General features: G+C 68.8%; 14 protein-coding genes. 10 read left to right on the top strand and 4 right to left on the bottom strand.

Annotated features, from left to right (window positions below):
* From EBL85_RS07860 to fdxB, 7 genes are all read left to right on the top strand, one after another.
* Positions 1–588 (top strand): pseudouridine synthase, encoded by a 588-nt coding sequence (locus EBL85_RS07860; protein ID WP_123142599.1) that lies wholly within the window; start codon positions 1–3, stop codon positions 586–588.
* 330 nt (positions 589–918) lie between these two features.
* Complete coding sequence (locus EBL85_RS07855; RefSeq protein WP_123142598.1) at positions 919–1,893, top strand: ARPP-1 family domain-containing protein; 975 nt, start codon at positions 919–921, stop codon at positions 1,891–1,893.
* 790 nt (positions 1,894–2,683) lie between these two features.
* Entirely contained in the window at positions 2,684–3,163 is a 480-nt protein-coding gene (locus EBL85_RS07845; protein ID WP_123142596.1) for a NifB/NifX family molybdenum-iron cluster-binding protein, read from the top strand.
* Positions 3,151–3,570, top strand: a complete 420-nt coding sequence (locus EBL85_RS07840; protein WP_123142595.1) for a SoxR reducing system RseC family protein — start codon at positions 3,151–3,153, stop codon at positions 3,568–3,570. Before EBL85_RS07845 ends, EBL85_RS07840 begins: the two co-directional genes overlap by 13 nt.
* A gap of 34 nt (positions 3,571–3,604) precedes the next feature.
* Positions 3,605–4,078, top strand: a complete 474-nt coding sequence (locus EBL85_RS07835; RefSeq protein ID WP_123139640.1) for a NifX-associated nitrogen fixation protein — start codon at positions 3,605–3,607, stop codon at positions 4,076–4,078.
* Positions 4,079–4,107: 29 nt separating this feature from the next.
* Positions 4,108–4,317, top strand: coding sequence for a CCE_0567 family metalloprotein (locus EBL85_RS07830; protein ID WP_062271915.1), 210 nt, complete (start codon positions 4,108–4,110; stop codon positions 4,315–4,317).
* Between the two features lie 103 nt (positions 4,318–4,420).
* The gene (gene fdxB / locus EBL85_RS07825) at positions 4,421–4,729 is read left to right on the top strand and encodes a ferredoxin III, nif-specific (RefSeq protein WP_123139639.1); all 309 of its coding nucleotides are present in this window, start codon (positions 4,421–4,423) and stop codon (positions 4,727–4,729) included.
* 43 nt (positions 4,730–4,772) lie between these two features.
* Here the strand turns inward: fdxB and EBL85_RS07820 are convergent, their stop codons facing one another.
* Together EBL85_RS07820 and EBL85_RS07815 are read right to left on the bottom strand one after the other, a co-directional pair.
* A complete protein-coding gene (locus tag EBL85_RS07820; RefSeq protein WP_123142594.1) occupies positions 4,773–6,059 on the bottom strand; it encodes a citrate synthase in 1,287 nt (428 codons plus the stop codon).
* Between the two features lie 248 nt (positions 6,060–6,307).
* On the bottom strand, positions 6,308–7,291 hold the full coding sequence (locus tag EBL85_RS07815) for an aldolase catalytic domain-containing protein (protein WP_062271937.1): 984 nt from the start codon (positions 7,289–7,291) through the stop codon (positions 6,308–6,310).
* Positions 7,292–7,530: 239 nt separating this feature from the next.
* Between EBL85_RS07815 and EBL85_RS07810 the strand changes: the two genes are divergently transcribed.
* Both EBL85_RS07810 and EBL85_RS07805 read left to right on the top strand, forming a co-directional pair.
* Positions 7,531–8,727, top strand: a complete 1,197-nt coding sequence (locus EBL85_RS07810; RefSeq protein ID WP_123142593.1) for a DUF3419 family protein — start codon at positions 7,531–7,533, stop codon at positions 8,725–8,727.
* Positions 8,724–9,437, top strand: coding sequence for a class I SAM-dependent methyltransferase (locus EBL85_RS07805; protein WP_123142592.1), 714 nt, complete (start codon positions 8,724–8,726; stop codon positions 9,435–9,437). The genes EBL85_RS07810 and EBL85_RS07805 overlap by 4 nt, the downstream gene beginning before the upstream one ends.
* Before the next feature lie 511 nt (positions 9,438–9,948).
* Here the strand turns inward: EBL85_RS07805 and EBL85_RS07795 are convergent.
* Both EBL85_RS07795 and EBL85_RS07790 read right to left on the bottom strand, forming a co-directional pair.
* Complete coding sequence (locus EBL85_RS07795; RefSeq protein ID WP_062271942.1) at positions 9,949–10,569, bottom strand: response regulator transcription factor; 621 nt, start codon at positions 10,567–10,569, stop codon at positions 9,949–9,951.
* Complete coding sequence (locus EBL85_RS07790; RefSeq protein WP_123142591.1) at positions 10,559–13,111, bottom strand: ATP-binding protein; 2,553 nt, start codon at positions 13,109–13,111, stop codon at positions 10,559–10,561. Before EBL85_RS07790 ends, EBL85_RS07795 begins: the two co-directional genes overlap by 11 nt.
* A gap of 99 nt (positions 13,112–13,210) precedes the next feature.
* On the opposite strand from EBL85_RS07790, the gene EBL85_RS07785 reads away from it, so the two are divergent.
* On the top strand, positions 13,211–13,663 hold the full coding sequence (locus EBL85_RS07785) for an RDD family protein (RefSeq protein ID WP_223806095.1): 453 nt from the start codon (positions 13,211–13,213) through the stop codon (positions 13,661–13,663).
* The last annotated feature ends 22 nt before the right edge of the window (positions 13,664–13,685 follow it).

The raw sequence follows: 13,685 nt of genomic DNA, 5'->3' as shown, positions 1-13,685 counted from the left end.
ATGTCCCGACTGATCCTGCTCAACAAGCCCTACGGCGTGCTCTGCCAGTTCTCCGGCGAGGGCCCAACCCTCGGCGACCACGTCCCGCTGCCCGGCGTCTATCCCGCCGGGCGGCTCGACAAGGACAGCGAGGGGCTGCTGCTGCTCACCGACGACGGCCAGCTCCAGCACCGCATCAGCCACCCCCGACACAAGGCCTGGAAGACCTACTGGGTGCAGGTCGAGGGCACCCCGGAGGCCGCACAACTCGACGCACTCGCCGCCGGCGTCACCCTCAAGGACGGCCCGACCCGTCCGGCACGGGTGCGCGCCATCGCCGAGCCCGCGCTGTGGCCGCGCGAGCCGCCGGTGCGCTTTCGCAAGTCGGTGCCCACCGCCTGGATCGAGATCGCCATCCACGAGGGCCGCAACCGCCAGGTGCGGCGCATGACCGCCGCCGTCGGGCTGCCCACCCTGCGTCTGGTGCGCATGGCCATCGGCCAGTGGCGGCTCGACGGTCTCGAGCCCGGATGCTTTCGCGTGCTCGACCTGCCGGCCACAGGCCGTCGCTCGAATGCGCGTCGCAGGACCGCAAGGCGTCCCCGCTGAGCCAACCGACGCCACCACAATCCCCGACACGGATGCATGCGACCCGCCGCGGTATTGCGTAAACGCAATAAATCGACGCATCTCCCAGGATACCCACCCCGATCGTCATACACTGGGCGCCCAGGGCGCTGCCGAAGCGGCCCGCGCCCTGCTCAACCAAGGCCCCGGTCTCCAGCGTCCCGCCGCGGAGACCTGGGTCGACAGCTGCATACCGGATGCGAAGACCGGGGCCCGTGCGCCCCTGCCCGGCACGCTCTCAGGAAGGAGACGACCGCCGCATCTGGCCGAAGTCAGGACATCAAGTGTTTCCGGCACAAGGAGAACGCCTTCATGGACAGGCTCCATCACCATCTCCCGGCGCTCGCCCTCGGCGACCCGCTGCATCATCTCAACATCGGCCTCACCCCGATCTGCGACCCGCGCCCGAGCGCACCCGACCATCTCACCCTGAGCGCCGCGATCAAGACCGGTCAGGCGCACCTGCAGACGCACGACGCCCGCGCCCAATCGCCAGGGGCGAGACTCGACAACCAGAGCACGCGTCCGCTGCTGCTGCTCGAGGGCGAGTCGCTCAGCGGCGCAGCGCGGGATCAGGTCCTCGATCACAGCCTGCTGGTACCGCCACGCAGCACCATCGGGCTCGCCCTCTCGCCGCTCGGACGGTCATCCGCCCAGCAACCGGGCAACCGCCCCCGATCCTCCGGTCAGCTGCTGTTCGCCAGCGCGCGCGCGCGCAGCGCCGCGCGGCTCAGCACCCGACTGTTCGGCGAGCCCCCCTATCCGGGACGGCCACAGGAGCTGTGGGAAGAGGTTGCGCACAAGCGCGCGCGCATGGACTGTGACGATCCGGCGCGCCCCGGCCTGGAGGCGCTCTACGACGAGTATGCGGAGTTCATCGCGCAATACGTCGCGGCCCTGCCGCCGCGACCCGACCAGATCGGCGCCATCCTCGCCATCAATGGTCGGGTCTGCGGCTTCGAGCTCTTCGCCCATCCGGCCATCCTCCATGAGCTGCTGCCGCGGATCATCGCCAGCTATGCGCTCGATGCCATCGAGTGCCTGAACTTCACCCTCCGGCGTCCCCGGCCGGAGAACCCCGGCACCCTGCTCGACGCCCTGAGCAGCGCCCCGGTGATGCCCCTGCCGCTCGGCGCCGACAGCGAACTGCTGCGTCTGGCCGCGCCGGGGCTGAGCGGCGGCGCACTGATCGCCGAGGGACGACTGCTGCACCTGCACGCCTATCGCAGCCCCTTCCCCGCTCAGCCCGAGGAGCCTCCGAGCGCACCACCACAGCTCAACGGCTGAGGGACGGCGACGAGCTTCCAGCCGCCAGCCGCCAGTGGGTGCCCGACCCCACCATCGCCGTCAGAGACACGCGCTGACCGGCGGCTGGTCGCTGAAGGCTGGCGGCTGACTTCCCCGTCGCCTTGTCGCAAACCCCGCAAAGACGTCGAGTGTCCTACAGCACAGTGCAGCGGCCGCGACGATTACGCTTTCGATTCATGTGGTTAGGATACGGCACACTCCGTGCTTCCCACTCTCCTGCAAGAGGATCTCGCCAGGAGTGACCGATGAAGCAGAGAGAGATCGCCGCGCTGCTCGACGCGCCGGCCTGCGCGCACAACCACAAGAGCAAGTCGGGATGCGCGCGACCCAAGCCGGGAGCGACCGCCGCCGACCTGCTGGTCGGCTGGACCGAGCTGCTCGTCGGGGTCGGCGCCGAGACCATGACCGCGGTCGCCCCGGGCAATGTCCCGGTGCTCGTCCGCGCCCGGTGCGCCGAGATCCGCACCGGCGATCTCGAGGACCTCGGACGACAGGCCGGGACCGCGCGCCGAGCTGCTGGTGACCAAGGCCCACGGCGCGCAGAGCGCCGCACGGCTCGGCATCGCGCTGTTGCGCAACGGCTTCCCGCAACCCGATCGGCTCGACGGTTGCCACCGCACCTGGATCGGCGACCGCTGGACTCGCGACACCCGCTTCGAACTCGCCAACCTGGCGCTCGAACGCGAGCGCGGCGAGCTCCATCCCTATCGCTCGCACCTCAAGCAGTGGTCCGAGCACGAACGCACGGCGGCCTGGCCGGGAGGCACGGATGCAACGACGACTGAGGCTGCTCGAGAGCGCCACCGCAACGACCGAGCACCCGCTGCGCGTGGCCTTCGCCAGCAGCGATCGCGCGCGGATCGACCAGCACTTCGGCGCCGCCCGGGCCTTCACCATCCACGGCGTCGACCGCACCAGCCACCGGCTGCTGGAGGTCATCGAGTTCAAGACGGGCGTGCTCGACGGCAACGAGGACAAGCTCGGCGAGCGCATCGCCGCGCTCGAGGGCTGTCTCGCCGTCTATTGCGAGGCGATCGGCGCCTCGGCGGTCAGGCAGCTCCGTGCCGTCGGCGTCCAGCCGGTCAAGGTCCCACACGGCACCCGGATCCGCGCCCAGATCGCCGCCCTGCAGGGCGAGCTGCGCGGGCGGCCCAGCCCCTGGCTGGCGCGCGCGCTCGCCCCGCCCAGGCGCGGTGAAGCGCAACACGCACGCGTCGACCAGATGGAGGCCGAGGGATGGAGCGAATGATCGAGACCGTCGCGGTGGTGACCGCGAGCGCCCCGCCACGCGCCTGGGTCGCGCCCGGCAACGCCAGCGCCTGTTCCGGCTGCGCCCAGTCGGGCTATTGCGCCGGCGCCACGACAGGACGCCGCGGACGCGGCCGGCAGATCGTCATCGACGACCCGCTCGGACTCAGCCCCGGCGAGTCGGTGGTGATCGGCATCCCCGGCGCCGGGCTGCTGCGCGCCGCCACCCTCGCCTATCTGCTGCCGCTGCTGGCGCTGGCCGCGACCGCCTGGGCCGGCACCCGCTTCGCGCTGCCGCTGTGGGCCACGCTCGGCGGCGCGCTGCTGGCACTCGGCGCCGGGCTGTGGCTGGCCGAGCGGCTCGGGCGCGACGCGCCACGCCCGGTGGTGCTACGCCGCCTGTCCTGACCCCACCCCCCAGATCCCAGCAGGAGAGAACACGATGAGCGACACCCCAGCCGCGCCACTGCCCACCCGCGGGCTGCTCGAGAGCGACTTCATGGTCGAGATGGTGCGCCAGATGCGCGCGCTCGACGCCTATGGCCAGTACGAGCACCTCGCCAACGCCGACCTGCTCGAACCCTTCGTGCTCACCAAGGAGATGCGCCGCGAGATCCCCATCGTCGGCGATCCCGACGAGATCGTGGTCGAGCGGGTCAAGGCCTTCTACAACGCCATCGCGGCGCTGATCGAGGCCGAGTGCGGGCTGATGGCGGTGCCCCTGGTGCACCTCAGTCACGAGGGCTTCGGTCGGGTGTTGATCACCACCGGCAAGCTGGTGGTGCTCGACCGCACCCTGCGCGACGTGCACCGCTTCGGCTTCCCCAGCCTGTCGCGGATGAAGGACGAGGCCGACAAGTATCTCTCCGTCGCCATCGAGCTGATCGGCGAACACCCCAAGGTCGCCGGACTCTGAGCCGCCCTGACACAGACGAGACAGAGACCATGGATCCACAACACCGTCAGGGGCTCGAGCGCGCCGCGCGCAAGGCCAAGCGCATCGCCAACGAGCGCGCCGCCGAGCTGCACGATCTGGTCGAGGAGCGCCTGCCCGGCGCCTATGCCGAGCTGCCGGCGCTCGCCCAGGCCACCTACGACGCCTGTCTGGCGTGGGCCGAGGCCGACGCCAGACTCAAGGCCGCCGACGGGGCCTGACCCCGTCGCGATCATCGAGGATCAACACGCGACCGGCCCGGCGCCGATCGCGCCAACCGTACCGCGCGGCCGGTCGAGAGCCGCGGATTGGGAGCACTGCACCATGACTGTCATCACCGGTATCACCCGGGGCGGGGTCGAGTGGACACCGTCGTTCGTCATCACCATCGACCAGACCAGCTGCATCGGCTGTGGCCGCTGCTACAAGGTCTGTCCCCGCGAGGTCTTCGAGCTGATCGATCGCGACGAACTCGATCTCGACGAGATCGAGGACGATGACGACGACTTCGACGACGCGCCCGGCATGGTCATGAATCTCGCCGATGCGCTCGATTGCATCGGCTGCGCCTCCTGCTCGCGGGTCTGTCCCAAGGGCTGTCTCAGCCACCAGCCGAGCCCGGTGGCGGCCTGAGCCCGACGCGGACCCGGCGGGTCCGCGTCCCTCACTCCCGGACTCAGTCGCGCTCGCCCATCGCCACATAGTCGAGCGACTCGGGTCCGACATAGAGCTGACGCGGCCGGGCGATGCGCCCGCCCGCGCCGGCCTGCTCCCACCAGTGGGCGATCCAGCCCGGCAGCCGCCCCATCGCGAACATCACCGTGAACATGTTGGTGGGGATGCCCACCGCGCGGAGGATGATGCCGCTGTAGAAATCGACGTTGGGATAGAGCTGGCGCTCGACGAAGTAGGGATCCTCGCGCGCGATCTCCTCGAGCCGACGGGCGATGTCGAGCAGCGGATCGCGCCGCCCGAGCTGGGCGAGCAACCGCTCGGCCACCCGGGCGAGGATCTGCGCGCGCGGGTCGAACTGCTTGTAGACCCGGTGACCGAAGCCCATCAGCCGCACCTTGCTGTCGCGGTCCTTGGCCAGACGCACGTACTCCTCGGGGGTGATCCGCCCCTGATGGATCTCCTCGAGCATCTGCAGCACCGCGACATTGGCGCCACCGTGCAAGGGTCCCCACAGCGCGCACACCCCGGCGGCACAGGCGGCGAACAGGTTGGCCTGGCTGGAGCCGACCATGCGCACCGTCGAGGTCGAGCAGTTCTGCTCGTGATCGGCGTGGAGCAGCAGCACCAGGTTGATCGCGTCGCGCACCAGCGGCTCGCAGACGTACTCGGCATAGGGGTCGGAGAACATCATGTGCAGGAAGTTGGGCACATAACGCTGCTCGGGGTGGGGATAGATATAGGGCCGCCCGATGGAGTGCCGATAGGCGTAGGCGGCGATGGTGCGGATACGGCTGATCAGCCCGGCGGCGGCGGCGCGGAAGCGCTGCTCGTCCTCCAGCTCGAACAGCTCGGGGTGGAAGCAGGAGAGCGCGTTGATCATCGCCGAGAGGATCGCCATCGGCGGTGCGGCGCGCGGGAAGCCCTCGAAGTGATGCTTCATGCCCTCGTCGAGGTTGGCGCAGGCGGTCAGTTCGGCGGAAAAGTCGGCGTATTCGCGGGCATTGGGCAGATGACCGAAGATCAGCAGCCAGGCGACCTCGACGAAGTTCGGGCTGTGCTCGAACTGCTCGATGGGGATGCCGCGATAGCGCAGGATGCCCCGTTCGCCGTCGATATAGGTGATGGCGCTGCGACAGCTGCCGGTATTGGCATAGCCCGGATCGAGTGCGATCAGCCCGGTGCGGGCGCGCAGCGTCTGGATGTCGAGCGCGCGCTCGCCGGCGCTGCCGGTGACGATGGGCAGTGAGTGGTGCGCGTCACCCAGGATCAGGGTCGCTTGGTCGGACATGGAGAGAGACTCCGAGAAGATACACAGGGACCAGGTGGCGCGCCCCGGAGAGGGCGCGCGCGCTCGGGATCGGAGTCGATGGTGTAGCGCGATCGCGCCCGTCTGGCAAGAGGCCGGATGGCGGGGCGATCGCAGGGCCCCTTGGGGCGTCGGCCGGCGGCCCGAGGGCCGGCGCCGCGAACAGGCTAGGTCATCACCTTGACGAAGGCCGCCATGTCGCGGGCGCGACCGGCCGCGCCCCGTGCCTTTCAGATCTCGGCGACGAGCTTGTCGTAGAAGCCGAGGAAGTCTTCCGGGGTCGGACCCTCGCGCCACTCGATCGCCGAGCGCGGGTGCTGATTGAGCTGACCGGTGAGGTTGTAGGGCAGCGAAGGACCCCAGTCGAGCTCCTTGCGCAGCGGCAACATGTACTTCTGGATCACCTCGACGATCGGACGAACGTCGAACTTGGGATTGCGCAGGAAGCCGAGCAGCAGCTCGGTGTGGCAGTTGCCCGCGCCGCGGCCGAAGCCGTAGATGGTCGAGTCGACGCGGTTACAGCCGAGGATGATCGCCTCGATGGTGTTGGCGAAGGCCAGCTGCAGGTTGTTGTGGGCGTGGATGCCGATCTCCATGCCCTTGCCGGCGAGCGCATCGGTGTACTTGTGGTAGAGCCGGTCGATCTGCTCGCGGTAAAGGTAGCCGAAGCTGTCGACGATGACCATGGTCGAGGCCGGGGTGTGGGAGACGGCCTCGAGGACCTTGTCGATCTCCTCCTCGGTGATGTTGGAGACCGCCATCAGGTTGGCGGTGGTCTCGTAACCGAGCTCGTGGGCGTGGTGGATCATGTCCACCGCCTCGGAGACCTGGTGGGCATAGAAGGCCACGCGGATCATCGACAGCGGGCTGTCGGCCGCCGGCACCAGGTCCTGCTCCCAGTCGCTCTTGCCGGCATCGGCCATGGCCGCGAGCTTGAGCCCGGTCTTCTCGGCGTCGTGGTCGCCGACGATACGACGCATGTCGGCCTCGTCGCAGTGACGCCAGGGGCCGAACTTGTCCTTGGGGAAGACCCGCTTCGAGTTCTTGTAGCCGATCTCCATGTAGTCGATCCCGGCATCGATACAGGCGTGATAGACGGCGCTGACGAAGGCATCGTCGAAGCGATGGGCATTCACCAGCCCCCCGTCCCGAACCGTGCAGTCGAGGACCTTGAGTTCAGGCCGGAAGGTGATCCAGGGGGCCTTTTCGGACATCGTTCGTATCTCCGCGAATTCCAATGGTTGACAGATCATTATTGAGCGCCCCGGCCCGCCGATCAAACCGATCTGGCCGAGGGTGGTCGCAGGGGCGGGGCAATCCCGCCGCAATCGATCCGCAACCGTCCCGTCGCGGACGCGCCACGCCACGGTCACTTCCCCAATCTATCCTGACGCGACCTGCGTGAACACGCATTGCGAAAACCCGATCCGGTCCACCCGCCTGGAGCCCACGCTTGAAAACCGCACCGACACTCGCCGACCGCATCGACCAACGGGTCTTCGACGCCATCTATTCGCGCGCCCTGGTCTACAACACCTGCTGGGAGGACCCGGCGGTCGACCGGCTGGCCCTCGAGCTGACCCCGGACGACACCCTGCTGGTGATCACCAGCGCCGGCTGCAACGTGCTCGACTACGCCCTCACCGGGCCGCGACGGATCCACGCGGTGGACGCCAACCCGCGCCAGAACGCACTGCTCGAACTCAAGCTCGCCGGCATCCGCGCACTCGACTTCGACGACTTCTTCGCCGTCTTCGGGCACGGCTACCACCCGGCGTTCCGCGACCTCTACCACGACGCCCTGCGCCAGACCCTCTCGCCCTTCGCCCGCGCCTTCTGGGACCGGCGCGCGGCCTGGTTCGGCAACCCCGACGGCAGCTTCTACTTCCACGGCCTGTCGGGCATCGTCGCACGGCTCTTCCACGCCTATCTGCGCGCCCGGCCCCGGCTCGCCGACAGCGTGCGCGCGCTGTTCGCCAGCGCCGATCTCGATCATCAGCGCGAGATCTACGACACCCGCGTCCAGCCGCTGTTCTGGACCCCGGCGCTCAACTGGACGCTCTCGCGCCAGCTCACCATGAGCCTGCTCGGCGTCCCCCACCCACAGCGCAAGGAGGTCCAGGCACAGCACGCCCAGGGCGTCGCCGGGTTCATCCGCGAGGCGCTCGAATACGTGCTGCGCCAACTGCCGATCGCCGACAACTACTTCTGGTCGGTCTATCTGCGCGGTCGCTACACCCCGGCGTGCTGCCCCGAGTATCTCAAGCGCGACAACTTCGCCGCGCTCAAGGCCGGGCTGGTCGAGCGCATCGTGCCGCACACCTGCACCGTCACCGAGTTCCTCCACGCCACCGACGAGTCGATCTCCAGGTACGTGCTGCTCGATCACATGGACTGGATGAGCTCCTACCACCCCGAGGCGCTCGCCGAGGAGTGGCAGGCGATCCTCGACCGCGCCAGCGCCGATGCGCGGATCATCTTCCGCAGCGCCCATGTCGCGCCGCGCTATCTCGAACGGCTCGAACTCGGTCCCGAGCGTACCCGCTTGAGCGAGCGTCTGCGCTTCCACCCCGAGCGCGCCGCCGCGCTCAACCGCCTCGACCGCGTACACACCTACGCCGGCTTCCACATCGCGGACGTGCGCGCATGATCGGCAGCGACGCGCGCATCCTCCTCCACCTGCTGCGTGGCCAGCGTCGCCAGGGCTCGCACGCCGAACGGCTACAGCACTTCTACGCCCCCCAGGCGGCACACTACGACCGCTTCCGCGAGCGCCTGCTGCACGGGCGCGCGCAGTTGATCGCCGCGCTCGACCCGACGCCCGGCGCGTATCTGGTCGAACTCGGCGCCGGCACCGGGCACAACCTGCTCTATCTCGGCGAACGGCTCGACAGCCTCGGCCGGATCGACCTCGTCGACCTCTGTCCGGCGCTGCTCGACGAGGCACGCCGGCGCACCGCCGGCCTCGCCAGGGTGCGGGTGATCGAAGCCGACGCCGCCGACTATCGCCCCGAGGGGCCGGTCGACTGCGTCTACTGCGCCTACTCGCTGACGATGATGCCCAACTGGCGGGCGGTGCTCGCAAACGCCCTCGCCATGCTCCGCCCCGGCGGCACCCTGGGGGTGGTCGACTTCTACATCTCCGACGCCCGAGGCGGCCCCGGCAACGCCCGCCACGGCACCCTCGCCCGCGCCTTCTGGCCCCGCTGGTTCGCCCACGACGGCGTCCACCCCAGCCCCGAGCCGCTGCGCTGGCTGCGCGACCACCTCCCCGACCACCAGCTCGACGAACACCTCGCCCCGGTCCCCTACCTCCCCGGCCTGCGCGTGCCCTACTACCGCTTCGTCGGGCGCAAGTAGCGGACAGCCACCAGCCACCAGCCACCAGCCGGAAAGACTTAACCGCGAAGACACCAAGGACGCGAAGGGGAATAAGCCGCCAGCCGTCAGCAATCAGCCGCCAGTGGGTGCGGACCCGCACCGCCTGCGCCTCACGCCGACATCACACATCATTCACTTTGCGTGCTTCGCGGCTTTGCGGTTCAATCCTGGCGGCTGGAGGCTGATCGCTGGAAGCTGGTTCGAACCGCAAAGACACCAAGGACGCAAAGGGGAATAAGCCGCCAGCCGTCAGCGATCAGCCGCCAGTGGGCGCAGACCCGCGCCGCCTGTGGCCTCACGCCGACATCACACATCACTCACTTTGCGTGCTTCGCGGCTTTGCGGTTCAATCCTGGCGGCTGGCGGCTGGCGGCTGGCGGCTGGCGGCTGGCGGCTGGCGGCTGGCGGCTGGCGGCTTGGGTCAACCGTCCGTCCACCGCCCCATCGACGAGCCAGCGACGCTCGTCGACGGTTAACCCGACACAGACGCTCAGAGCGTCGCTTCGGGGGCGGCGATCAGGGCCATGCGGACGAGTTCGGCGAGTGAGCCGGCGCGCATCTTTTCCATCACCCGGGCGCGGTGGGCCTCGACGGTCTTGGCGCTGACGCCGAGCGCGGCGGCGATCTCCTTGTTGGACTTGCCGTCGGTGACCATCGCCATGACCTCGTGCTCGCGCGGGGTGAGTTCGGCCAGGCGCATGGCGATCTGGGCGCGGGTGGCCTGGGAGGCGCGATGGCGTTCGTCGTAGTCGAGGGCGTTGCGGATGCTGTCGAGCAGGTCCTCGTCGTGGAAGGGCTTCTCGATGAAGTCGAAGGCGCCGGCCTTCATCGCCTTGACCGCCATGGTCACGTCGCCGTGGCCGGTGATCAGGATCACCGGCAGACGGTAACCCTCGCGGGCGAGATAGCTCTGCAGCTCCAGCCCGCTCATCCCCGGCATGCGCACGTCGAGCAGCAGGCAGCCGGCGCGCCCCGGGTAGTGGTTGGCGAGGAAGGCGTCGGCCGATTCGAAGGTCTGTACCGACATCCCCGTGGACTCGATCAGCCACTGCAACGAGGTGCGCATGGCCTGGTCGTCGTCGACGACGAACACGGTCGCGTCATGATGCATTGCTATTCCCAACTTGCGATGGTTGCTGCGCCGTCTCCTCCGCCTCGGCGGCGGCGAGCGGCAGCGCGATGAAGAAGGTCGAACCGCGCCCGGGCATCGACTCGGCCCAGATGCGGCCCTCGTGATTCTCGATGATGGTCTGGCTGATCGCCAGCCCCATCCCCATGCCGCTCTCCTTGGTGGTGACGAAGGCGTCGAACAGCTCCTCGATGCGCTCCGGGACGATGCCCGGGCCGCTGTCGCGGATCGCTACCCGCGCCTCGCCGCCCTCCTGCCAGGTGCGGATGCTCAGCTGCCGCGTGAACGCGTCGACCTCTTCGAGGGCGTCGAGCGCGTTGCGCACCAGATTGAGCAGCACCTGTTCGACCTGGACCAGATCGACCCGCACCGGGATCGGCTCGGGGGCCAGCGCCAGCGCGATCGCCAGATCCAGGCGCCGGGTCTCGAACTCGACGAAGGAGCAGACCTCGCGCACCAGGTGGTTGAGATCGGCCTGGGCGCGGATCGGCGGTTGCTTGCCGACCAGGGCGCGCAGCCGGCGGATGATCTCGCTGGCGCGCTGCGCCTGGGCGGTGATCTGCCCCATGGCGCCGATCAGCGCCTCGGTCTCGCCCGCCCCGCCCTGCAGCCGCCGCGTGCAGCCGCTGGCATAGTTGACGATCGCCGCGAGCGGCTGGTTGAGCTCATGGGCCATGCCGGTGGCCACCTCGCCCATGGTGCTGAGACGACAGACATGGACCAGCTCGGCCTGGTGCTGGCGCGACTCCTGCTCGGCACGGCGCACCGCGGTGATGTCGCGGGCGTAGATGTTGACATAGCCGAGGTCGGCGATGGGCGCGAACAGCAGCGAGAACAGCTGACCGGCGACCTCGAGCTCGCACTCGCGCTGCTCGGCGTCATCGAGCGCCTGGGCGACCTCGGCGCGCCACGGCTCGGGGAGCAGGTCGCCGGGCTGCGCTGCCCAGGCGGTGAGCAGCGGACGCGAGGCGTTGTTGGCATAGACCAGCAGCCCGCTGGCGGTGACGCGCAGGATGGGGTTGGGGCTCTCGCTGGCGAAGCGCGCCAACCCCTTGATCTCCTGCTCGGCCTGCTTGCGCTCGGTGATGTCGTGGATATAGAGGGTGTAGAACCGCTCGGACTCGAGCACGATCGGGGCGATCGAGATCTCCACCGGCACCTGCTCGCCGTCGGCGCGCAGCGCGCGCAGCTCGCCGCGCCCCTGGGGTCCGGCGTCGGGACGACGCGAGCGCTCGAGCAACACGCTGAAGCCCTCGCGTGCGGTCTCGGGCAGACAGTCGCGCACGAACACCAGCCCCAACGCATGTTGACGACGATGGCCGAGCAGACGCTCGGCGGCGGGGTTGAACTCGATGACGTGACCGGCGTGGTCGAGGGTGACGATGGCATCGAGCGAGGCCTCCATCATCGCCGCCTTGAGCGCCTCGCTCTCGCGCATCTCGGCCTGATGACGACGGTTCATCTCGTCGCGCGCGGCCAGTACCAGCTGACTGAAGTGCTGGATCCACTCCTCGAGCAGCACCAGCTGGTTGCCGCCATGGTAGTCGAAGCCGGGCTCGGCGATGCCGAGGGCGCGCTGGGAGAAGCGCGTCATCCGCTTGAGCACCTTGTTCAGCCTCGAGGAGACGAGATAGATCACCGCGGTGAAGACGATGATGAACACCGCCGCGGCGATCCCGCGCTGGCGCCGCTCGAAGATGCTCACGTGGCGCGACATCTTCTCCACCGCCGCCTGCGAGACGAAGGTGGCGAACAGCAGATTGGAATCGGCGCCCTCGTACTCGGGCAGGGTCTGGGAGGTGATGACGTAGAGCGCGTGCCAACGATCGAGCGTGGTGCCCGGCGGCAGGCTCGCGGTATCGAGGCTGGCGACGATGCGCTGGTCGTCGCCGTCGACCAGCGCCACCGCGGCGCGACCGACGTCGACACCGCGCTGCGAGGCGGCGAGGAAGTCGTCGTCGACCGGCACCAGCACCACCAGATGTCCCATGTCGTAGCCCCCGGCGTCGATCACCGAGTCGCTGACGATCAGATAGAGCTGCTCGCCGAGACGATCGATCACGGTGCGCACCTCGCGGGTGTCGAGCAGGTTGGAGGGCACCTGTACGGCGAGACGCTCGGGCACCGGGCGCTCGCCGGCCTGATAGAGCTCGCGCACCCGACCCTCGACATCGGTGAGCAGCACATGGCTCGGCGGGCTGAGGGCGTCGCGCTCGAAGAAGTCGGGCAGCCAGTGCGGGCGGAACTCCTTGTAGAGCACTGGCGGGTCGGTCGTCTCGCGCGACCAGAACAAGGGCTCCAGATACTCCGAGAGACGCTGATAGTTGGCCAGCAGCCGGGTGGTGGCGGCATAGCTCGAGAGATAGCGATCGAAGCGGATCAGGCTCTCGCGGGCGCGCAGTTCGAGCTGTGCCTCGAGCTCCTGGCCGAAGATCTTGTTGACCTGCCGACTCTGGATCTGCTCGAGCATCGCCCACACCACGAGCCCCGCCGTCAGCCCCACCACGATCGAGATCAGTGGCATCGGCACGCGTCGCAACAGACGGAACAAAAATGGTTTAATGACGATCCGCTTCAAGCTTGGCAACTCAACTCAAACAACCAAAACACACCAATGGACACCATGGACTTCGATATCACCCGCGCCCAGACCCCTTCCCTGCTGCGACGTCTCGGCGCGATCTGCTACGACGGCCTGCTGCTGGTCGGCATCCTGATGATCGCCACCGGGCTCGTCTCCATCCCCTATGGGCTGATCACCGGCAGCGACTACTACCACAACGCCCTGGCGCTCAACCTGATGCGCCTGATCCTGGTGGCCGTGGTCGGCGCCTTCTTCGTCTATTTCTGGACCCACGGCGGTCAGACCCTGGGGATGCGCGCCTGGCGCCTGCGCGTGCTCACCGACGAGGGCCAGCCGCTGACCACCGGCGCGGCGATCAAGCGTTTCGGCTGGGCCTTCGTCAGCCTGCTGCCGGTCGGCCTGGGGCTGCTGTGGAGCCTGTTCGACGGTGACAAGCTCGCCTGGCACGATCGCAAGTCGCAGACCCGACTGGTGCTGGTCGCCAAGCAGTGAAGCGTCGCACCGGGCGCCGCGC

It is taken from the genome of Marichromatium sp. AB32 (assembly GCF_003718675.1).
GTDB lineage: Bacteria > Pseudomonadota > Gammaproteobacteria > Chromatiales > Chromatiaceae > Marichromatium > Marichromatium gracile.
Note: the sequence above shows the minus strand (reverse complement) of the source record. Positions and strands in the feature narration are given on the sequence as shown.